Origin of the sequence: Streptosporangium sp. NPDC006007 (assembly GCF_040614315.1) — a bacterium.
Taxonomy (GTDB): Bacteria; Actinomycetota; Actinomycetes; order Streptosporangiales; family Streptosporangiaceae; genus Streptosporangium.
This window is the reverse complement of record NZ_JBEXUG010000020.1, coordinates 41,555-63,124: the sequence shown is the minus strand read 5'-3', so window position 1 is coordinate 63,124 and position 21,570 is coordinate 41,555. Positions and strand designations below refer to the sequence as shown.

At 71.4% G+C, this 21,570-nt stretch carries 17 protein-coding genes; 9 read left to right on the top strand and 8 right to left on the bottom strand.

Translation table 11 applies throughout. The annotated features are described in order from the left end of the window. Positions 1–8: 8 nt before the first annotated feature. From ABZ194_RS17540 to ABZ194_RS17530, 3 genes are all read right to left on the bottom strand, one after another. Complete coding sequence (locus tag ABZ194_RS17540) at positions 9–2,288, bottom strand: FtsX-like permease family protein (protein ID WP_355597340.1); 2,280 nt, start codon at positions 2,286–2,288, stop codon at positions 9–11. Between the two features lie 80 nt (positions 2,289–2,368). Beyond that, positions 2,369–3,115 carry an ABC transporter ATP-binding protein gene (locus ABZ194_RS17535; protein WP_355597338.1) on the bottom strand — a complete coding sequence of 249 codons (747 nt, stop codon included), beginning with the start codon at positions 3,113–3,115 and terminating at the stop codon, positions 2,369–2,371. After that, positions 3,112–3,618: a PadR family transcriptional regulator gene (locus ABZ194_RS17530; RefSeq protein ID WP_355597336.1), complete on the bottom strand. Its 507-nt coding sequence runs from the start codon at positions 3,616–3,618 to the stop codon at positions 3,112–3,114. Before ABZ194_RS17530 ends, ABZ194_RS17535 begins: the two co-directional genes overlap by 4 nt. Positions 3,619–3,751: 133 nt before the next feature. Here ABZ194_RS17530 and ABZ194_RS17525 point away from each other — a divergent pair, with 133 nt between their 5' ends. From ABZ194_RS17525 to ABZ194_RS17500, 6 genes are all read left to right on the top strand, one after another. Further along, a complete protein-coding gene (locus ABZ194_RS17525) occupies positions 3,752–5,014 on the top strand; it encodes an ABC transporter substrate-binding protein (RefSeq protein WP_355597334.1) in 1,263 nt (420 codons plus the stop codon). A 167-nt stretch (positions 5,015–5,181) separates the two neighbouring features. After that, positions 5,182–6,498: an ABC transporter substrate-binding protein gene (locus tag ABZ194_RS17520; protein ID WP_355597332.1), complete on the top strand. Its 1,317-nt coding sequence runs from the start codon at positions 5,182–5,184 to the stop codon at positions 6,496–6,498. 11 nt (positions 6,499–6,509) lie between these two features. Beyond that, on the top strand, positions 6,510–7,910 hold the full coding sequence (locus ABZ194_RS17515) for an ABC transporter permease subunit (protein WP_355597330.1): 1,401 nt from the start codon (positions 6,510–6,512) through the stop codon (positions 7,908–7,910). Beyond that, positions 7,907–8,782 (top strand): carbohydrate ABC transporter permease, encoded by an 876-nt coding sequence (locus ABZ194_RS17510; RefSeq protein ID WP_355597328.1) that lies wholly within the window; start codon positions 7,907–7,909, stop codon positions 8,780–8,782. Before ABZ194_RS17515 ends, ABZ194_RS17510 begins: the two co-directional genes overlap by 4 nt. 78 nt (positions 8,783–8,860) lie before the next feature. Then, the gene (locus ABZ194_RS17505) at positions 8,861–9,538 is read left to right on the top strand and encodes a uracil-DNA glycosylase (RefSeq protein ID WP_355597326.1); all 678 of its coding nucleotides are present in this window, start codon (positions 8,861–8,863) and stop codon (positions 9,536–9,538) included. Between the two features lie 37 nt (positions 9,539–9,575). Further along, positions 9,576–9,911, top strand: coding sequence for a hypothetical protein (locus ABZ194_RS17500; RefSeq protein WP_355597324.1), 336 nt, complete (start codon positions 9,576–9,578; stop codon positions 9,909–9,911). Between the two features lie 128 nt (positions 9,912–10,039). On the opposite strand, the gene ABZ194_RS17495 is transcribed toward ABZ194_RS17500, so the two are convergent. Together ABZ194_RS17495 and ABZ194_RS17490 are read right to left on the bottom strand one after the other, a co-directional pair. Then, a complete protein-coding gene (locus ABZ194_RS17495) occupies positions 10,040–10,810 on the bottom strand; it encodes an SAM-dependent methyltransferase (protein WP_355597321.1) in 771 nt (256 codons plus the stop codon). 192 nt (positions 10,811–11,002) lie between these two features. Then, positions 11,003–12,310, bottom strand: coding sequence for a deoxyribodipyrimidine photo-lyase (locus ABZ194_RS17490; RefSeq protein ID WP_355597319.1), 1,308 nt, complete (start codon positions 12,308–12,310; stop codon positions 11,003–11,005). A gap of 119 nt (positions 12,311–12,429) precedes the next feature. On the opposite strand from ABZ194_RS17490, the gene ABZ194_RS17485 reads away from it, so the two are divergent. The 3 genes from ABZ194_RS17485 (at position 12,430) to ABZ194_RS17475 (ending at position 15,263) form a co-directional block, all read left to right on the top strand. Further along, the gene (locus ABZ194_RS17485) at positions 12,430–13,464 is read left to right on the top strand and encodes a MerR family transcriptional regulator (protein WP_355597317.1); all 1,035 of its coding nucleotides are present in this window, start codon (positions 12,430–12,432) and stop codon (positions 13,462–13,464) included. A gap of 172 nt (positions 13,465–13,636) precedes the next feature. Then, entirely contained in the window at positions 13,637–14,161 is a 525-nt protein-coding gene (locus tag ABZ194_RS17480) for a sigma-70 family RNA polymerase sigma factor (protein WP_355597315.1), read from the top strand. Between the two features lie 178 nt (positions 14,162–14,339). Further along, positions 14,340–15,263, top strand: coding sequence for a DUF523 and DUF1722 domain-containing protein (locus ABZ194_RS17475; protein ID WP_355597313.1), 924 nt, complete (start codon positions 14,340–14,342; stop codon positions 15,261–15,263). Between the two features lie 10 nt (positions 15,264–15,273). On the opposite strand, the gene treZ is transcribed toward ABZ194_RS17475, so the two are convergent. The 3 genes from treZ to glgX are packed head-to-tail and all read right to left on the bottom strand — an operon-like array spanning position 15,274 to position 21,277. Beyond that, on the bottom strand, positions 15,274–16,977 hold the full coding sequence (treZ, locus tag ABZ194_RS17470; RefSeq protein WP_355597311.1) for a malto-oligosyltrehalose trehalohydrolase: 1,704 nt from the start codon (positions 16,975–16,977) through the stop codon (positions 15,274–15,276). 3 nt (positions 16,978–16,980) lie between these two features. Beyond that, positions 16,981–19,179, bottom strand: coding sequence for a malto-oligosyltrehalose synthase (gene treY, locus ABZ194_RS17465; RefSeq protein WP_355597309.1), 2,199 nt, complete (start codon positions 19,177–19,179; stop codon positions 16,981–16,983). Next, the gene (glgX, locus tag ABZ194_RS17460; protein WP_355597307.1) at positions 19,172–21,277 is read right to left on the bottom strand and encodes a glycogen debranching protein GlgX; all 2,106 of its coding nucleotides are present in this window, start codon (positions 21,275–21,277) and stop codon (positions 19,172–19,174) included. The genes treY and glgX overlap by 8 nt, the downstream gene beginning before the upstream one ends. Positions 21,278–21,570: the final 293 nt, after the last annotated feature.

The window sequence follows — 21,570 nt, the reverse complement described above, 5'->3', positions numbered from 1 at the left end:
CCGGTCGCCTATCTCGCCGTCACCGGGACCTGAGCGCGGGCGGCCCTGCGCGCGGGGATCAGCGTGACCAGCAGGGCCGCACCGATCGCGGTGGCCACGGCCACGGCCAGAGTCAGCGGCGCGGGGGCGCGGCCGATGCCCGCGCCGACGCCGCTGGTCCGTCCCTGCAGGTCGATCAGTTCGCCGACGACCGAGACCCCCGCCAGGGTGCCCGCGATCACACCCAGCACGACGAGCAGCCCGGTCCCGGTGACCAGGGTGGCCGCCACCTGCCTCGGGGTGAGGCCCATGGCCTTGAGCACCGCCAGGTCCAGCGCGTGGTCACGCAGGCCGAGGGCGGCGGCGGTCAGCAGGTTGGCCAGGCCGAGCAGCGCGAGCACCACGATCAGCGCCACGATCACCCCCCGGATCACCACGAGCCGTTCGGCCGGGTTGACCACCCGCTCGACCTCCAGCGCCTCGCCCGAGGCGGCCAGCAGCCGAGCCCGGACCGCCGCCGGGTCGGCCCCCGGCCTGAGCACCAGGCTGTAGAACTGCGGCGGCACCGCGTCCTTGGCGGCCAGGCTGTCCATGCCGAGGGAGAGCACCTCACCGTCCTGGTCGGGCTCCACCACCCGGCCCACGATGTGCACGATCAGCGGCGTGCCGCCGACGGTCATCCGGACGCGGTCGCCGATCTTCACCCCCATCAGGTCGAGCAGCCCCTGTCCCGCGACGGCCTCGCCCCTGGCGGCGAACATCCGCCCCTCCACCACCGAGAAGGGGTAGGGGGCGGCGGAGGTGCCCAGGGCGCGGGCCGGCACGCTCCGGGTCTGCTCGGGTTCCAGCGCGGAGACCTCGCTGCCGGGGTAGACCGCCGCCACATCGGGATCGGCCCCGGCCAGGCGGGCGGCGTCCTCGGCGGGGAGCTTGTCCGGGAGCACGGTGAGCGCCGCCGCCTGGCCCACCCGCTCGGGGTGGCGCAGGAAGTCGTCCAGGGTGGCCCAGCAGCCGAGCCCGATCGTGATCATCATCATCGGGACGGCGAGGCCGACGATGCTCAGCAGCGCGGGGACGCGCCTGGTGAAGGCGTCGCGGGTGCCCAGGACGAGGGCGGGCGGCAGCCGTACCAGGAAGGCCAGCCGGGCCAGCCGCGACAGCCGTCCTCCCGGAGGGGAGGCGGGGGCCGAGGGGATGGGCGGCGTGCGACCGCCGCGCCAGGCGGGCAGGGCCACCGCCACGAAAACGGTCGCGGCGGTACCGGCCGCGATCGCGAGCAGCGGGATCGGTGAGAGCGGCAGGACCGGCATGCCGTCCAGCGCGAGGGCGGCGACGAGCCGCCCGCAGAGCAGCCCGGCGGCGATGCCGAGCAGGCCCAGCGCGCCGTGCTCCGCCATGAGCAGGCCGAAGATCTGGCCACGGGTGTAGCCGAGGGACTTGAGGGTGGCGATGTCCCGGGTCTGGGTGAGCACCCGGCCGCCCACCGCGTTGGCGATGGCCAGGGCCGCGGCGACCAGCCCGGCGACGCCGAACAGCGCGAGCAGCAGGCCGAGCAGCCGGTTGTCCAGCTCCATGGAGGCGCGAACCTCGCGCCAGGTCGACATGCGCTGGACCTGCCCCGCCAGCAGGGTGACCGCGCCGTGCACGACCGGCAGGGTGTCCTCGCCGTCGGCGAGCCGCAGCCCGGTGACCGACTCGCTGCGGCCCAGCGCGGGCTCGATCCCGGCGAGGGTGGAGGTCAGGGTCCAGGCCAGGCCCGGAGTCGTCTCGGGATAGAAGCCCTGGTCGGCGGTGTCGGCCAGGCCCAGCACGGTCAGCGGGTGCGAGGCGCCGTTGAGCGCGGTGACGGTGAAGGGACCGCCCACCCGCAGGTCGAGCGCCTCGGCGAAGGACCGCTCGACGACCACCCCGTCGACGTCGCCGGCGCGCAGCCACCGGCCCCGGCGGACCAGGGGCACGGCCACCGGGGGAGGCGCCGGCTCCATCCCCCGCAGCGCCACCGGGGACTTCCTGCCGTCCATGGTGAGCATGACGGGGGCCGTCCGGTACGGCCCGGCCACCCGGACCACGCCGTGCAACCGCGACAGCGCGGCCACGTCGGGGGCGTCCCTGGTGTGGATCCACACGTGGGCGCCCCTGGACTCGGCGAACAGGCCCCGCCACGGATTGGTCCCATCCTCCAGGAGCGTCGCCGAGGTGATGAGCGCCGTGACGATGCCCGCCACCACGAGCACGGTCAGCAGCGCCTGCCCCCGCCGCGCCCTGAGGTCGGCCCGGATCCACCTGACCGAGGCCCGCAGGGTGCTCACGTCCCGGCCCCCGGGCTCCGATCCGGCCCCGCCGGGCCGGGGGAGACGTCGGGGAAGACGTCGGGGGAACCGCGCATCGGCTATCCCCTCAGCTCGACGACGTCGCCCGCGGTGCCCCGCGGGCGGCGGCGGGTCGCGCCGATGACGCCGTCGTCGACGATCTCACCGTCGAAGAGGGAGACCACCCGGTCGGCCAGACCGGCCACCCGGGCGTCGTGGGTGACCAGGACGACGGTCTGCCCGTCGCGGTGGACGTCGCCGAGCAGGCGCAGGACGTCACGGGTGTTGCGGCTGTCGAGGTTGCCGGTGGGCTCGTCGGCGAGGAGCAGGCTGGGCCGGTTGGCCAGCGCGCGGGCCAGCGCGACCCGCTGCTGCTCACCGCCCGCGAGCTGGGCCGGGGACGCGTCGGCGCGGCCGGTCAGCCCGAGCTCGCCGAGGAGGTACTCCCGGCGCTCGCGGGCCTCGCGGGACGAGGCCCCCGCCAGCAGCGCGGGCAGCTCGACGTTGTCGGCCACGGTCATGTTGGCGACCAGGTTGAAGAACTGGAAGACAAAGCCGATCCTCTTCCGGCGGAGCAGCGCCCAGGCGCTCTCGCCCAGCGTGTCGGCCCGCCTGCCGTCCAGCCAGATCTCTCCGCTGGTGCGGGTGTCCAGGCCGCCGAGCATGTGCACCAGGGTGGACTTACCCGACCCCGAGGGCCCCATGATCGCGACGAACTCCCCCGAGGTCACCCGCAGATCCACCCCCCGTACGGCGGGCACCGGCACGCCCCCGTTCTGGTAGATCTTGACGAGGTTGACCGTGCTGACGACGGGGGGTGGGCTCACAACAGGTCCTCCTGACAGCGTTCGAGCCAGTCGAGGTCGGCCTGCAGGTGCAGCATGGCCCCCTCGATCAGCAGGAGCGCGACGCGGTCCCCGCGGTCGGTCCGCTCGGCGAGCCCGTTGAGATCGCGCATGAGACCGAGGTAGTGACGCCGCTGACGGCTGATCAACGCCATCCGGTCGGCGAGGCCGGTCATCGGGGCCAGCACGAGTTTCATGAAGAACTCGTCACGGACCCTCGGCCCCTCGGCCGGCTCGTCGGCCCAGACGTCCAGAGCCTCACGGCCCGCGGCGGTCAGGTGGTACACCTTCTTGTTCGGCCGGTTGGACTGCTCGACGTCCACGGCGCGGATCAGCCCGTCCTTTTCGAGGCGGCCGAGCGTGACGTAGATCTGCCCGATGTTCGGCGACGGGTACGCGCCGCCAAATATCTGCTCAAGAGACTGTTTCAGCTCGTATCCGTGGGCAGGTTCCTTCGCGAGGAGCGCCAGCAACGACAGCCTCACCCCGTCACCTCCTCGACATGCTCGTTACCTGAGCGTTACGGCACCATCCGTTGACGTCCACATTAACGCTGTGCATAACATGAATGCATCTACCTAACACGTATGTAATCCGCCCGAGGCGAGGAGGCAATCGATGCGTCGACCGCTTCTCGCCGCGCTCGCCGTGACCGTGACCGTGACGGCGGGCTGTTCGGGAGCGGTCGCGCGCAAGGCCGAGCGGCTCGGCGGGAGCGGCCCGTTCACCCTCGTGATCGGGCGTGACACGACCGCCTACCTGCAGCCGCTGCTCGACCGGTGGAACGAGGCGCACCCGGCGGAGCGGGCCACCCTGCTCGAACTTCCCGAGGCGGCCGACGAGCAGCGCGCGCAGATGGTCGCCAACCTGCAGGCCGGGAGCGACCGCTACGACGTGCTCGGCCTCGACGTGGTCTGGACCGCGGAGTTCGCCGACGCGGGCTGGATCGTGCCACTCGAACGCGGCCTGTTCCCGCTGGACCGGTTCCTGCCACCGGTGGTGGACACCGCGCTCTACCGGGGCAAGCTCTGGGCGGTGCCCTACACCAGCAACGCCGGGCTGCTCTACTACCGCGGCGACCTGCTCGCCAAGCAGGGCTTCAAACCGCCCAGGACCTGGGCGGAGCTGCGCGAGCAGGCCGGCGCGCTGCACGACAGGTACGGCATCGGCGGCTACGCCGGGCAGTTCCTGGCCTACGAGGGCCTGACCGTCAACTTCACCGAGGCCGTGCAGTCGGCGGGCGGGCAGATCCTCAGCCGGGACGGCACCCAGGTGACCATGGACGTGGCGAAGGCGAAGGCGGCCCTCGACTTCCTGGTCGGCGGGTTCCGCGAGGGGTGGATCCCCCGGGAGTCGCTCTCCTTCAAGGAGGAGGAGTCGCGGCTGGCCTTCCAGGAGGGCCGCCTGGCCTTCGCCCGCAACTGGCCGCACGCCTACGGCCCGGCCACCACCTCGGCGGTCGCCCGCAAGTTCGGCGTCACCCGGCTCCCGGGACGGAGCGGCCCGGGGGCCGGCACGCTGGGCGGGGTCAACCTCGCCCTCAGCGCCTACTCCAAACGGCAGAAGTCCGCGGTGGAGTTCATCCGCTACTTCACCGGCCTGGAGAACCAGCGCCGGGTGCTCGTCGACGGCTCGTTCCCACCCGTGTGGACCGAGCTGTACGACGACCCCGGCCTGATCAAGCGTTTCCCCTACCTCCCCGTCCTCAAGCAGAGCATCCTCTCCGCCAGGCCGAGACCGGCAGGCGCCAACTACAACCAGGTGAGCCTGGTGATCGCCAGTGCGGTCTCCAACGCGCTCACCCCACCCTTCAAGGAGTCGGGTGACGACGTCGTCACCTCCATGAAAGGCCAGCTCAACGAGATCATCCGAGCTCAGTGACCCGGGGCGGCACTCCCCGCGAGCCGCCGTCCCGCCGGCCGTCCGCGTCAGCCCACCTCAGCCCACCTCAGCCCACGTCAGCCCACATCGATCCGTCTTCCCTCTCTCAGCTTCTCTTCCCCGATGCGCGCATCGGGGGCTCCACCGGCACAGGAGGTCTGTTCAACATGCGTAAATCCATCGCCGTGGTGACGATGTCGGGGCTGGCGCTCGCACTGGCCGCGTGCGGCCAGGCGGAGTCCCCCGCCCCCGCCGCGAGCGGCGGCACGTCCGCTCCCGCGGCCAAGCCCCTGAACGGGGTGACCGTCGAGGTCGCCGCCAAGTGGACCGGTTCCGAACAGGCCAACTTCCAGGAGGTGCTCAAGGCGTTCGAGGCCAAGACCGGCGCCAAGGTCACCTACGCCTCCACCGGCGAGGACACCGGCGCCTACCTCGGCCCGCGCATCCAGGGTGGCAGCCCCCCGGACATCGCGATCCTGCCCCAGCCCGGCCTGGTCCAGCAGTACGCCAAGGAGAAGGCCCTCAAGCCGCTCACCCCCGAGGTGCGAAAGCAGATCGACGACAACTACACCCCGTACTGGAAGGAGCTCGGCTCCGCCGACGGCCAGGTCTACGGCGTGCTGGTGAAGGCGGCGCACAAGTCGCTCATCTGGTATCGCGACCAGGCCTTCCAGGACGCCGGGGCGCAGCCGCCCGCCACCTGGGACGACCTCGTCAAGACCGCCCAGACGATCGCGGACTCCGGCACCCCGCCCTTCTCCCTCTGCGGCGCGTCCGGCTGGACCCTGACGGACCTGTTCGAGAACGTGTATCTGTCCAGCGCGGGCCCGGAGAACTACACCAAGCTCTCCAAGCACGAGATCCCCTGGACCGACCCCACCGTGACCACCGCGCTGAAGAAGATCGGGCAGCTCGTCGGCAAGAAGGAGTTCCTGCTCGGCGGCCCCTCCGGGGCCCTGCAGACCGACTTCCCCACCTGCGTGACCCAGGTCTACGGCCAGGACAAGTCGGCGATGGTCATCGAGGCGGACTTCGTGGCCACCTCGGCCGAGCAGTCGGGCGCCAAGCTGGGCGAGGAGGCCAAGTACTTCGCGTTCCCGAAGGCCGGCGAGACCGAGCCGGTCGTGCTGGGCGGCGACATCGCGGTGGCGCTGAAGGACTCCAAGGGGGCCATGGCGCTGCTTGAGTTCCTCGCCTCCAAGGAGGGCGGCGAGATCTGGGCCAAGCTGCCCGGCTACCTGTCCCCCAACCGCAACGTCTCACCGGACAACTATCCGGCCGAGCTGACCAAGAAGCTCGCCCAGACGATCATCTCGGCCGGTGACGCGGTCCGCTACGACATGTCCGACCTCGCGCCCAGCGCGTTCGGCGGCACCGAGGGCAAGGGCGAGTGGAAGCTCCTGCAGGACTTCGTCCGCGACCCCTCGGACATCGCGTCGATCCAGAGCAGGCTTGAGGACGAGGCCAAGAAAGCCTGGAAGTAGGGGGGCAGGCCGTGACCGACCGGTTGGACGGCCCGCAGGGTCCGCCCGGCGACGGCGACGCCGCCCGCGGGCCCTCCTTGAGACCGCGCGAAACCCCCGAGCCCCCTCCCGCCCCGGGCCGCGCCGGGAGGCTGGGCCCGTCCCCCAGGCCGGCGATTCTCTTCCTGCTGCCCGGCGCGGTCGTGCTCGGCGCGATGGTGATCTATCCGATCGTCTACTCGGTCTTCCGCAGCCTCTTCGACGCCGGCGGCGGCACCTTCGTCGGCGCCGAGAACTACGCGTCGATCTTCAGCGACTCCTCCACCCTGACCACGATCAGGAACAACCTGATCTGGGTCGTGGTGGCCCCGGCCCTGGTCACCGTGATCGGCCTGATCTTCGCGGTGCTGACCGAGCGGATCCGCTGGGCGACCGCGTTCAAGCTGATCGTCTTCATGCCGATGGCCGTCTCCCTGATGGCCTCGGGCGTCATATTCCGGCTGGTCTACGAGCAGGCCCCCGACAGGGGCGTGGCGAACGCCGTGATCACCTCGGTCCGGGACGTCTTCGGCTCCGACCAGGGCTACCCGGACGCACGGCCCAGGGAGAACGAAGAAGCGCCGGTCACCGCCCGGGACGGCGCGGTGGTGACCAGGCGGCCCGTCGGCCCCGGGCAGGCCGTGCTCATCCCACTGGTGGGCGTGAAACCGGACAGCCTCGCCTCCGCGGCGACGGCGAAGACCGTCCAACCGGGCCCCGGCGAGCTGGCCGGCACCGTCTGGGTGGACTTCACCCAGGGGGGCGGCGGAACGCTCAACCAGGTGGACGGCACAGAGAAGGCCCTGGCCGGGGTGACGGTCGAGGCGGTGCGGAACGGCGCCGTCCAGGCCACCACCGTCACCGGGACCGACGGGACCTTCCGCTTCACCGGTCTGGCCCCGGGTGACCATCTCCTGCGGCTGCCGCGGTCGAACTTCGAGGCGGCCTTCAACGGGGTCCCCTGGCTCGGGCCGACCCTGATCACCCCGGCGATCATCGGAGCGTTCATCTGGGTCTGGGCCGGTTTCGCCATGGTGCTGATCGCGGCGGGGCTCTCGGCCATCCCGCGTGACGCGCTGGAGGCGGCCCGCATCGACGGGGCCACCGAGTGGCAGGTCTTCCGCAAGATCACCGTCCCGCTGCTCTCCCCGGTGCTGCTCGTCGTCTTCGTCACGATGATCATCAATACCCTGAAGGTCTTCGACCTGGTCTTCGTGATCGCTCCGGGGTCGGTGCAGCCGCAGGCCAACGTGATCGCGCTGGAGATGTGGCGGGTCTCGTTCGGCGGGGGCGGCGACCAGGGGCTGGGCAGCGCGCTGGCCGTCTTCCTGCTGGTCCTCGTCCTCCCGTTCATGATCATCAATATCCGCCGGTTCAGGAGGGACAACCAGTGACGACCTCCACCGCCGGCACTCCGCGGCGCGGCGCACTCGGCCGGATCGTCGACCGGGTCGGCGGCGGCCTCGTCCAGGCCGTCCTGGTGCTGATCGGCGTGTTCTGGCTGGTCCCCACCCTCGGCCTGTTCGTGGTCTCGATCCGCGACGAGGCGGCCAACAACTCCACCGGCTGGTGGACGGTGTTCACCAAGCCGGCCGAGCTGACCCTCAAAAGCTACTCGGACCTGCTGGCGACCGGGTTCACCTCGTCGTTCTGGAACACCGTGTTCATCACGGTGCCCACGACCGCCTTGGTGATCGGCATCGCGGCGATGGCGGCCTACGCCTTCGCCTGGATGGAGTTCCCCGGCAGGGACGCGCTCTTCCTGGTCGTGGTCGGCCTGCTGGTGGTGCCGGTCCAGATCGCGCTGATCCCGATCGCGAAGCTCTACGGCACGGTCGGGATCTTCGGCTCCATCACCGGTGTGGTGCTCTTCCACACCGCCTTCGGTCTCCCCTTCGCCATCTTCCTGCTCCGCAACTTCTTCGCGGGCATTCCACGCTCGCTGCTTGAGGCGGCGCGGATGGACGGCGCGGGCGAGTGGAAGATCTTCTCGACCGTGGTGTTCCCGCTGGCCAAGCCCGCGGTCGCCTCGCTCGGCATCTTCCAGTTTCTCTGGGTCTGGAACGATCTGCTCGTCGCGCTGGTCTTCGCTGACGCCGAGAACCAGCCGATGACCAAGGCTCTCCAGTCTCAGATGCGGCAGTTTGGTACCAACATCGACATTCTCGCTCCCGGTGCCTTTCTGTCGCTAATTATCCCGTTAGTCCTGTTCTTCGCATTTCAGCGATATTTCGTACAGGGCATGATGGCGGGATCGGTGAAATAAAGGGGCAGGTCCGGTACGGCTCGCACCGATTTCTGGTGCCAGCCGTACCGGGTCTCAAACCCCGATAGGGTCTTCCGCATGGCCGCACGTCCTTTGAACGAAATCGTGGAAGCCGGGTGGGCCGAGGCCCTCGAACCCGTTGCCGGGAAGATCGCAGAAATGGGTGACTTCCTCCGCGGGGAGGTCGCCGAGGGCAGGCAGTACCTCCCCTCGGGAGCCAACGTGCTCCGCGCCTTCCAGCAGCCCTTCGACCAGGTCAAGGTCCTGATCGTCGGACAGGACCCCTACCCCACACCGGGCCACCCGATCGGCCTGAGCTTCTCGGTGGCCGCCGACGTGCGCCCGATCCCGGGCAGCCTTCGCAACATCTACAAGGAGCTCACCGAGGACCTCGGGCTGCCGATGCCGACCAACGGCGACCTGACCCCGTGGACCGAGCAGGGGGTGCTGCTGCTCAACCGGGTGCTCACCGTCGCGCCGGGCAAGCCCGCCTCGCATCGGGGCAAGGGCTGGGAGGAGGTCACCGAGCAGGCCATCAAGGCCCTCGTCGCCCGCGACCGGCCGATGGTGGCGATCCTGTGGGGCCGGGACGCCCGCTCGCTGCGCCCGATGCTCGGCGACGTCCCGGCCGTCGAGTCGGCCCACCCGAGCCCCCTGTCGGCCCGCAGCGGCTTCTTCGGCTCCCGCCCCTTCAGCCGCGCCAACGACCTTCTCCAGCGGCAGGGCGCGGCACCGGTGGAGTGGAAGCTCCCATAGTCCGATCATCCCCCTCCAGGGCACTAGGATTTCCACCATGAGTGATGAATCGGGCACCGAACGCTATCTACGCCTGACCGTTGAGCTGACCGTGGAGGTGCGGGACATCGCCGCACTTCAGAACGCCGCGTTGAAGGAGATCAACCACCCGGACGCCGATCTGGACGATGACGAGCGCAGGGAGCAGGCGGAGATGGTCTCCGCCGACGAGAGCGGGGCCAGCGCGTTGCAGTGGCTCATCGAGCCGGACCACGTCCTGGGCCTGATCGAACATATCGAGCAGGTCGAGCCCCGGGAGGCCGTGCTGGGTGTGGAACCCTCCGAGGCCCCCTCGGAGGAGGACGACGAGCACGACCACGACCACGACCACTGAGATCGGCACCGATCTCTCAGCCATCCCCGGAGGCCCGGAGCCGGCCCTCCCGCTCGAAGGCCGGGTAGACCCCGGCGCCTTCGGGGGTGGCCCCGGGTTCCCCCGGCCGGCCGCGCGCCAAAGACCGGTCAGACCTTGTGGCCGACCCCGGCCCAGCCGAGGATCTGAAAACGCCTGAGCGCCCCGGCCGAGATGAACCTGCCGCTGTCCAGGATCTCGAAGTCGCCGAAGAACTCCTTGATCTCCTTGAGACTGCGGGGAACCACGCCGGACGGGGTCCGCGCGTAGACCTGCCTCACCCTGTCGGTGTCCTTGCCGCGATCCTCGGTCGAGGACAGGTGGCTGAGCACCAGGTAGCTGCCCGGCGCCATCATCTCCCGCAGCTTGGCGACCTCGGCGTAGGGGTCGTCGAGGAAGTGCAGGACCGCGACGAGGAGGACGGCGACCGGCTCGGCGGGGACGATCAGCCCCGTCTCCACGGCGTCGCTCCAGATCTCCCCGGGAGAGCGGAGATCACCCTCGATCATGGCGACCGTGGGGGCGCCGGCGAGCAGCGCCCTGCCGTGCACGCAGACGACGGGGTCGTTGTCGACGTAGACCGTACGGGCCTCGGGAAGGACCGAGGTGGCGACCTGGTGCACGTTGTCACGGGTCGGCAGGCCCGCGCCGATGTCCAGGAGCTGGTGGATGCCCGCCTCGCTCACCAGGTGCCGGACCGCGTTGCCGAGGAACTCCCGGTTGAGCCGGACCCCCTCGCGGGACTCGGGGAACGCCTTGAGGATCTGCTCGGCCGCCTGGCGGTCGGCGGCGAAGTTGTCCTTGCCGCCGAGCATGTAGTCGTAGATCCTGGCCACGTTGGGCGTGTTGACATCGATACCGAAAGGATGTTGATCGCTCACGGCCACCACCTCGCCCTGCCACTGATCGTGGTAGCCGTAGATCGGCTCAATCGCAAATGATAGCCCAACCAGGACATCGGGAACTTGGAACGGGAACACAGGACTCGCCGCCCATCTCCTCGGTGTGCGGCGGCCCCCCGCGCCACGGTCCGCGCCCCGGCCCGTCCGCCTCCCACGCGGCGAGAAGGGGTGTCAGCCCACCGAGACCAGCGGCGGAGGGTAGCCGCCGATCCCGGCGGGCAGCCGCCACGGCTCATGGAGCGTTCTCGTCGGTACGGCCTCCAGTTCCGGTAGGTAACGCCGGATGTACTCCCCGTGAGGATCGAACCGCCTGGCCTGCCGGACCGGATTGACGACCCGATTCGGCCGGGTGTCGTTACCCGTCCCGGCCACCCACTGCCAGTTGCCGTAGTTGTTGGGCACATCCCCGTCGAGCAGCAGCTCGAAGAAGTGCGCGGCCCCCACACGCCAGTCCACCCGCAACCGCCTGACCAGGAACGACGCCGCGATCATGCGGGCCCGGTTGTGCATCCAGCCCTCGGTGAGCAGCTGGCGCATGCCCGCGTCCACGATCGGCACCCCGGTCCTGCCCTCCTTCCACGCCTGCGCCGCGTCCCCGTCGTCGTGCCACTCCTGCCCTCGCGGGCGGTAGTCGTCCCGGCTGATGCGGGGGAAGGCGGACGTCACCTGGTGGAAGAAGTCGCGCCAGCACAGCTGCCTGACGTAGTCGTCGCCACCCCCGCCATCGCCGCCGCGATGCCCGCCGCCGCCGGAGAGCGACGCCAACTCCAGCGGTGACAGGCAGCCGAAGCGCAGGTAGGGGCTGAGCCTGGAGGTGCGGTTGCCCGCGAGGTCGTCGTGGCCGTCGGCGTAGCCGGCCACGGAGCGCTTCAGCCACCGCGCCATCCGCTCTCGTGCCACCGTCTCACCGCCCCTGAACAGCCTGGGCGCGAGCCGCCCCGGCACGGGCAGCGGGCCGGCCTCCATCTGTGGGGGGACGGGCACGACATCCGGCGCGTCCAGCACCTCCCGGCGCCGCCACCCGTTCCAGGCCCGCCAGTAGGGGGTGAAGACGCGGTAGTGGTCGCCACCGCCGGAGGGTCTGAGCGCGCCGGGCGGCACGACCGTCACGCCGGGGAAGGTGCGGAACCCCATCCGGTGCCGTCCGCACTCCTCGGCCAGCCGCCGTTCCCTGCGCCGCGCGAACGCGCTGACGTCCTCACCGGTGTAGACGGCCTGAGCCGACAGCTCGCCGGCCAGCCGCAGCGTCTCCGCCACCGGATCGCCCCACCGGATCAGCAGGTCACCGCCCCGGCCGCGGAGGGATTCGCGCAGGTCGGCGAGGCAGTCGGCCAGAAAGCCCGTCCGGCGGCCGAGCGCCAGGACGGGATCGACCACGAACAGCGGGGCGACACGGCGGGCGTCCGCGCACGCGGTGGCCAGCGCCGGATGGTCGTGCACCCGGAGGTCACGGTTGAACAGCACGATGACGGTGTCCATCACAGCCTGGTCTTCGCGACTCCGCCCCTCGGTGGTTGCATCCACCGGGACCGCGGACGCGAAAGAAGGTCCGGGACGGACCGACCGTCCACACCGGCTGGCAGGCTGGTACCGCGATCGTGGGACTGTGGGAGCGGGGTGAGACGGCGATGGACGAGCAGGGCCGGGTGGTCACCGAGGAGGAGCCGGGTTACGGCATAGGGGCCGTCGCCCGGCGGCTCGGCGTGCCCGCCCCCACGCTGCGCACCTGGAACCTGCGCTACGGGATCGGGCCGAGCCGTCGCAGCCCCGGCGGGCACCGCCGCTACGACACCGACGACCTGCGCCGCCTTGAGGAGATGAACCGGCTCATCAGGACCGGGGTTCCGGCCGCCGACGCGGCGCGCGAGGTGCTGAGGTCCCGGGGCGTCCCCTCGCCCGCGGTCCGGGAGGAGCGGCCCGCCCGCCCCTCCCCGGCCCCGGAGGGGACCGGAACCGTCCGGCCGGACTCCGCCGGTGAGGGGGCGGCCGACGAGGGGGCGGCCGGCCTGTCACGCCCCCGGCCCCAGATCCCCACGGCGGCGATGCTGGCGCGGGCCGCGTTCGCGCTGGACAGCCAGGCCGTCTCCGACTGGATCGGCGAGGCGCTGGCCAGGCACGGCGTCATGTGGACCTGGGAGCGCCTGGTGCTCCCGGTCTTCGAGACGATCTGCGCGCGCCAGGCCGAGAGTGGCGCGGGCGTCGAGGTCGAGCACCTGTTCTCCGACCGGGTGCTGGCCGCGCTGATCCGGCTCGTCGAGCGTCCCGCCCGGCCCGTCAACGATCGGCCGGTTCTGCTGGCCTGCGCCGAGGACGAGCAGCACTGCCTGCCGATCTACGCGCTGGCCGCCGTGCTCACCGTGGAGTACCGGGTCGAGACCCGCGTGCTGGGCGCGCGGACCCCGTACGCGGCGCTGGGTGACGCGATGCGCCGCCTCGGCCCCGCGGTGGTCTTCGTCTGGTCCCAGCGGCGGGAGACCGGTGACCCCGCGCCACTGGCCTCGCTGCCCCTGCTGCGCCCGTCGAGCCGGATCGTCGTGGGCGGCGGTGGCTGGTGGGGCGGGCTGCCCGCGTCGGTCTCCCGCGTCACCTCGTTCCCCGAGGCGCTCACCCGGATCGGTGCCGCCCTGCGCTGACCTCCTCGGGTGCCGCCCTTCCGAGCCTCTTCTCCCCGGGCCGGTCCCGCCCCCGCCGGGCACGCCCTCCCCGCGCCGCCGCCGCGCCGGCTCCCCGGCCGAGGTTGCGATCACGGAGGCCCGAGGGGTATGAATAAGTTTTGAATAGGTTTTCTCGGCAAGGGGAGCCACCATGACAGAGACCCTGAACGCACGGCTCGCCGAGGGCGACGACGCCGCACTGGCCGAGTGCTTCCGTACTCACGGCTCGCTTGTCCGCTCCTACCTGCGGCGGTTCGTGGCCCCGCAGGAGGTCGAGGACCTGCAGCAGATCGTGTTCGCGGAGGTCTGGCGGTCACGGCACCGCTTCGACCCGGCGCGCAGCCTGCCGGCCTGGCTGCTCGGCATCGCGCACAACCGGGCGGTGGACCACCTGCGGGTGCGGACCCTGCGGACGGTGCCGCTGGACGTGGTGGCCGACCCGGCCGGCGCGGACGGCCGGACCCACGGGGACGGCATGGCGGAGCGCGACCAGGTTCAGCGGGCGCTGGCCGAGCTGCCCGCGCCGCAGCGCGAGGCCATCGAGCTGGCCTACTACGGCGAGCTGACCCAGCGGGAGATCGCCGAGAGGCTGAGCGTGCCGCTCGGCACCGTCAAGGCCCGTACCGCCCGCGGCCTGCGGCGTCTGTCGAACATCCTCGCCCCGGCCGCCGCGTGAGCCGGACTACCGCCACCAAGGGGCGACAGAGGGAATGAGGGGGACAGATGCCATGAACAGCGACGGCACAGGCCAACCAGGCCGCCCAGATCGCGCGGACCATCCAGGCCGCACAGACCACTCAGATCGCGCGGGCCGTTCAGGCCACCCGGACGGGCCGGTCAGGCCCCGGGTCGCGGTGTCCAGCTGCCTCATGGGCGAGCCGGTGCGCTTCAACGGGGGGCACAGCCGCGACAGGTTCCTCAGCGGAGAGCTGGACGCCCACGTCGACTGGGTGCGCGTCTGCCCGGAGATGGAGATCGGCCTCGGCACCCCACGCGAAACCCTCCGTCTCGAACGCTCCACCGCCGGACCGCGCCTGGTCACCAGGAAGACCGGGGCCGACCTGACCGACAGGATGACCGAGCTGGCCACCCGGCGGGCGCGCGCCCTGGACGTGGACGGCTACGTGTTCAAGTCAAGAAGCCCCAGCTGCGGGGTGCACGGCATCCCGGTCTACGCCGGTGAGACGGCCGTGGAGCGCGGGGGCAGGGGCCTGTTCGCCGCCCACGTCCTGGACACCCATCCGCTGCTGCCGGTGGAGGACGAGGGGCGGCTGAACGACGCGCTGCTCCGTGAGACCTTCGTGGAGCGGATCTTCGCGCACGCCCGGCTGCGCGCCCTGCTGGAGAGCGACTGGCACGCCCGCGACCTGGTCGCCTTCCACTCCCGGCACAAGATGCAGATGCTCGCCCACGACCCCGCCCTCTACCGCGAGGCCGGCCGGCTGGTCGCCCGGGCGGGGGTGCGTCCCCGCCTGGAGCTGGCCGCCGACTACGCGCGGGTGTTCGGCACGGCCTTCGCCAGAAAGGCGAGCATCGGCCGGAACGTCAACGTGCTCCAGCACTGCATGGGCATGATGGGGGAGTCACTGGATCCGGCCCGGCGGGCCGACCTGACGGAGGTCATCGCCTCCTACCGGGCCGGCCGGGTGGCGCTGAGCGTGCCGACGGCCCTGCTCCGCCACCACGCGCTGGGCGAGGCCGCCGCGTATGTCCGGGACCAGACCTACTTCGCGCCCTACCCGCCGGAGCTCCGCCTCCGCAACCACGTCCCCGTCTGAGGCCGGGGGCTCAGTCCATCCTCAGCACCGCCAGGGACCTGGGCGGCAGCAACAGCTCCTCACCCCGGGCGGTGATCGCCGGATCCGAGGCCAGCAGGACGTGGCCGGGGGCGAGCCGTACCGTGAGCGGGATCGGGCCGAGGTTGGCGGCGATCCGGAGCCTCCCCCGGTGCACGACCAGCCAGGTCTCGCCGTACTCGGCCCCGACCCGATCCAGCCTCGGGTCCGTCAGCTCCGGATGCGCGCGGCGCAGCGCGATCAGCGCCCGGTACCAGTCGAGATGGGCCCGGTGCGCGTCGTCCTCCAGCTCGGTCCAGTCGAGCTTGGAGCGCAGGAACGTCAGCTCCTCGCCCGGGTCCGGCGCCTTGGCGGCCCAGTCGTCGTAGCCGAAGCCGACGAACTCCCGCCGCCGCCGATCCGCCTCGCCCTCGCGCAGCCGCGGCTCGACGTGGTCGGTGAAGAACAGGAACGGGGTGCGCGCCCCCCACTCCTCCCCCATGAACAGCATGGGGGTGAACGGGGAGGTCAGCAGCAGCCCGGCGGCCAGCCGGAGCGCCTCGGGGGCCATCCGGTCACCCTCGGCGCGGTTGCCGATCTGGTCGTGGTTCTGCGCGCAGCAGACGAAGCGGTAGCCGGGCAGGTGCCGCGCCGGGCGGCCGTGGGAACGGCCCCTGAAGGACGAGTAGGTTCCGTCGTGGTGGTAGGCGGAGGTCAGCACCTTGGGCAGCGCCCCGGCGAAGTCGTCGTAGTAGCCGTGCCGCTCGCCGGTCACCGCCACGTGCAGCGCGTGGTGGACGTCGTCGTTCCAGCTCGCGGTCAGGCCGTACCCGCCGGCCTCGCGCGAGGTCGTCAGCCGGGGGTCGTTGAGGTCGGACTCGGCGATGAGGGCGAGCGGCCTGCCCACGGCGGCCGAGAGCGCCTCCACCTCGGCGGCCATCTCCTCCAGCAGGTGTACCGCGCGCGTGTCGCGCAGCGCGTGCACGGCGTCCAGCCGCAGGCCGTCGACGTGGTAGTCGCGCAGCCACTGGAGCGCGTTGCCGACGAAGTAGCGGCGCACCTCGTCGGAGCCGGGACCGTCCAGGTTGACCGCCCTGCCCCAGAAGGACGAGGCGGTGGGGTGGAAGTAGGGGCCGAACGGCGCCAGGAAGTCACCGGACGGGCCGAGGTGGTTGTGGACGACGTCGAGGATCACACCGATCCCGCGCCGGTGGCAGGCGTCCACGAACCGTTTGAACCCGTCGGGGCCGCCGTAGTTCTCGGTGACGGCCCACAGGTCCACCCCGTCGTAGCCCCAGTTGCGCGTCCCCGGCACCGGAGGCACCGGCATGACCTCGACGAAGTCGACGCCCAGCTCGACGAGGTGGTCGAGCCGCCCGGCCGCCGCCTCGAAGGTCCCCTCCGGGGTGAAGGCGCCGATGTGCAGCTCGTAGATCACCGAACCCGGCAGGTCGCGCCCGCGCCACAGGTCGTCGCCCCAGACGAACCGGTCGTGCTCGTAGACCCGGCTGGGGCCGAAGATCCCCTCGGGCTGCCGGCGGCTCCGCGGGTCCGGTAGCGCCTCGCCGCCGTCCAGCCGGAACCGGTAGTCGGTTCCGTGTCCGGCGCCCGGCACCTCCGCCGACCACCAGCCGCCGGCCCCGGCCGACATCGGGTGACGGATCTCGCCGATCTCCACGTCCACCGCCGCCGCCCGCGGCGCCCAGACCTCGAACACGGATCACTCCCTTTCCAGCAGCGCGACGGGGTGCGCGGACAGCAGATGCGCGAGCGGGATCCGCCCGGTGTGCCCGGCACCGGAGAGCAGGTCCCGCCACCGGCCGGGCGGCAACATGATCGTCCTGCTCCCCCAGCCGCCGCGCCGGGCCAGCCCCACCGGCAGCCGGGTGGCCACCGCCACCGCCCGATTCCCCCGCGCGAACGCGATCGCGTGCTCGTCGGAGGCCACCGGGACGTACGGCAGAGCCGGATCCAGCCTCCGGCGCAGGTGCAGCGCCTGGGTGGTGACCAGCAGTTTGGCCTCGTCCCACGAGGCCGCCCGCGCCGGGGCTCCGGCGCCGGAGGCGAGCAGCCGGCGGCGGCGCGCGAAGTCCACCGGGCGCCGGTTGTCCGGATCCACGAGGGAGAAGTCGGTGATCTCGTTGCCCCAGTAGAGATCGGGCACGCCGGGCAGCATGAGCTGGACGAGCTTCTGGCTCAGGGAGTTGGACCGGGCGTACGGCTCGATCCCGGCGGCGAAGTCCGCGACGGCGGCGCCGCACTCGTCGAGGGCCCGGCCGGCGAAGTCGCGCAGGCCCCGCTCGTAGGCGGGGTCGGGGGCGGCCCAGGAGATCGAGGTCTTGGCCTCGCGGGCCGCCTTGAACAGATACTCGAAGAACCGGTCCCCGCCGATCGGCCAGGCGGCCATCAGGTTCTGCCAGGCCAGATAGTCCAGGGCCGGATCGAAAGACACCTTGGACGACCACTCCCCCACCGCCGCCGCCCACTCCTCGGGCAGCTCCGACAGCACGGCCAGCCGGGCGCGCACGTCCTCGGAGCGCTTGGTGTCGTGGGTGGACAGCGTCGTCATCGTGCCCGGCGGCATCTCCCGGCAGAAGGCGTGGAACTCCTCCACCGGCTCGCCGAACCGGTCCGGCTCCCCGCCCACCTCGTTGAGGCAGGCCAGCGGGTACCACCGGTAGAGGGCGGTGTCCTCCACCCCCTTGGCCATGACCGGCCCGCAGGTCTGCTGGAAGCGAATGACCGCCTCGGCCGGGCCGTACAGCACCCGGTCGACGACCTCCTCGACCGGGGCGCCCTCGGGGAGCCGGGAGGCGGCCAGGAGTCCGGCCGCCTCGACGATCGCGGCCGAGACCTCGGGCACCGGCTCCCCCGGCACCGCGTAGGCCCGGTAGACCGGCATCGCGGCCAGCAGTTCCACCAGCGTCTCGCGGTCGGAGCCGACGACGGCGTGCAGCCGGTCGATCTCGGCGGTGAAGAACAGGTCGAGGACCTCCCGCTTGGACTCCCGGACCACCGTGGCGTAGTCGCGCGGCATGGCGGTGAGCGTGACGAACAGGTCCACCAGTGGCCGCCGCCCGGCCGGGTCCACGAACAGCCCGGTGATCCGGTTGAGCAGTTCGTAGCCGGTGGTGCCGTCGCAGTCCCAGTCGTCCGGCAGCCGTTCGGGGCCGACGAGGATCTTCTCCGCCACGGTCCACACGCCCGAGGCGCCGCGGAGCCTGGCGAGGTAGCCGCGCGGTTCGGCCAGCCCGTCGGGGTGGTCCACCCGCAGGCCGTGGACGATCCCCTCCCGGACGAGCCCCAGGATCACCCGGTGGGTGGCGTCGAACACCGCGGGGTCCTCCACCCGCAGCCCGATCAGCGAGGAGACGTCGAAGAACCGCCGGTAGCCGGGTCCGGCCCGCCAGTCGACCAGCCGGTAGTGGGTGTCGGGGAAGGGGAACACGTGGTCGTGGTAGCGCAGCAGGTCGCCGTCCACCACCGGATCGACAAAGTCGCCGAGCACCGGCATGTTCACCTTGCCGCCGGTCCAGTCGATGTCGAACCACGACGCGTACGGCGACGCCGGCCCGTCCCTCAGCACCGACCAGAGTGGCCGGTTGCCCGGCTCCGGCACCGGGATCGTCATGTGGTTGGGCACGATGTCCACGACGACGCCCAGCCCGTGCGCGGTCAGCACCGCCGACAGCGCCCGCAGCCCCTCGATCCCGCCGAACTCCTCCCGGATCCGGGTGTGGTCGGTCACGTCGTAGCCGTGCCGCGACTCCGGCACCGCCTGCAGGATCGGCGACAGGTAGACGTGGCTCACCCCCAGGTCCCGCAGGTAGGGGGCGAGCGCGGCCACCTCGGCGAAGCCGAGGTCGGGGGTGAGCTGAATCCGGTAGGTCGACAGCGGCCTCTTCGTCGCCTCAGACACGCCGCAGCACCCGCACCGACCGGCCGGCCACCGGCACCGCCTCTCCCGCCCGGCAGGCCGGCGTGTCCTCCGCGACCGGCATCGCCGTGTCGATCTCCGTCACCCACGTCTCGCCGTAGTCCTTGGGGACGGTGAACTCGATGACGTCGTGGTGGGCGTTGAACAGCAGCAGGAACGAGTCGTCGGTGATGCGCCGCCCCCTGCGGTCCGGCTCGGTGATGGCGTCGCCGTTCAGGAAGACCGCCAGTGACTTGGCGTAGCCCACGTTCCAGTCGGCGTCGGTCATCTTCTCCCCCTGCGGGGTGAGCCAGGCGATGTCGCCGAGGTCGTCCTCCGAGCCCCGTACCGGCCGGCCGTAGAAGAAGCGGCGCCGCCGGAAGACCGGGTGGCCGGCGCGGAGCCTGGCCAGCCGCCGGGTGAACTCCAGCAGAAGCCGGTTCTCCCGGACGTCGGACCAGTCCACCCGGCTCAGCTCGTTGTCCTGGCAGTAGACGTTGTTGTTGCCCTGCTGGGTGCGGCCCAGCTCGTCGCCGTGGGAGATCATCGGCACGCCCTGCGACAGGAACAGGGTGGTCAGGAAGTTGCGTTTCTGCTGCTCGCGGAGGGCCTCGATCGCGGGCGAGGCGGGCCCCTCGGCGCCGCAGTTCCAGGAGCGGTTGTCGTCGGTGCCGTCCCGGTTCTGCTCGCCGTTGGCCTCGTTGTGCTTGTCGTTGTAGGACACCAGGTCCCGCAGGGTGAACCCGTCGTGGCAGGTGACGAAGTTGATCGAGGCGGCCGGGCGGCGGCTGTCGTCCTGGTAGAGGTCGCTGGAGCCGGTCAGCCGGGAGGCGAACTCCGGCAGCGAGGCGGGCTCGCCCCGCCACAGGTCGCGGATCGTGTCGCGGTACATGCCGTTCCACTCGGTCCACCGGGCGGGGAAGTTGCCGACCTGGTAGCCGCCGGGTCCGACGTCCCACGGCTCGGCGATGAGCTTGACCTGCGAGAGCACCGGATCCTGCTGGACCAGGTCGAAGAAGGCGCTCAGCCGGTCCACCTCGTGCAGCTCCCGCGCCAGCGTGGCCGCCAGGTCGAACCGGAACCCGTCCACGCGCATCTCGATGACCCAGTAGCGGAGCGAGTCCATGATCATCTGAAGCACGTGCGGGGAGCGCATGAACAGGCTGTTGCCGGTGCCCGTGGTGTCCATGTAGTACCGCCTGTCGTCCTCGACCAGCCGGTAGTAGTGGGCGTTGTCGATCCCCCGCATGCTCAGCGTCGGCCCCAGGTGGTTGCCCTCGGCCGTGTGGTTGTAGACCACGTCGAGGATGACCTCGATGTTCGCCTCGTGCAGCGCCTTGACCATGGCCTTGAACTCCAGTACCTGCCCGCCGCGCTGGCCGGTGCTCGAATAGGCGTTGTGCGGGGCGAAGAAGCCGATGCTGTTGTAGCCCCAGTAGTTCGTCAGGCCCCGCTCGGTGAGGACGTGGTCGGTGACGAACTGGTGCACCGGCATCAGCTCGATCGCCGTCACCCCGAGCGCCGTCAGATGATCGATGATCTCCGGGTGGCCGATCGCCGCGTAGGTGCCGCGGATCCGTTCGGGGATCCTCGGATGGCCGACGGTCAGGCCCTTGACGTGGGCCTCGTAGATCACCGTGTCGTGGTACGGCGTGGCGGGCGGCCGGTCGTGTCCCCAGCCGAAGAACGGGTTGATCACGATGGAGCGGGGGACGAACGGGGCCGAGTCCTTGTCGTTACGGCTGTCCGGCTGCCCGAAGCGGTAGTCGTACACCGCCTCGTCCCACCGCACGTCCCCCTCCACCGCCTTGGCGTAGGGGTCGAGCAGGAGCTTGGCGGGGTTGCACCTCGGGCCGCGCTCCGGGTCGTACGGGCCGTGCACGCGGTAGCCGTACCGCCGGCCGGGGCCCACCCCCGGCAGGTAGCCGTGCCAGACATACCCCTCGCACTCGGTGAACGGGACCCTCGTCTCCCGGTTGTCCTCGTCGAACAGGCACAGCTCGACCCGCTCGGCGACCTCGCTGAAGAGCGCGAAGTTGGTCCCCGCGCCGTCGTAGGTGGCTCCCAGAGGATAGGGGTCACCGGGCCAGATCTCAGTCATCGGGAATCCAGGGCGGAGCCCCTCGCCCTCAGGCGTGGGAGTAGAGCCCCTTCCTCCTCTCTCGAACGTTCGCGGTGGTCAGGTACCCGGTGGCGAGACATGCCCCATGTTCCGCCGACTATGCGCACGCGCCGCCTGAACCTGGCCCTGGGAAACAACATTGACCGCTCGGACCGGCACGGCGCCGGCGCGACACGGGAGTTCCACGAAAGGGAGTTTCGGAGAGCACCGGGAGGGGACGCCCTGCCTTCCGGGGTAACCCGATCCGCGCGCCCGGATCGGATTACCCCGGA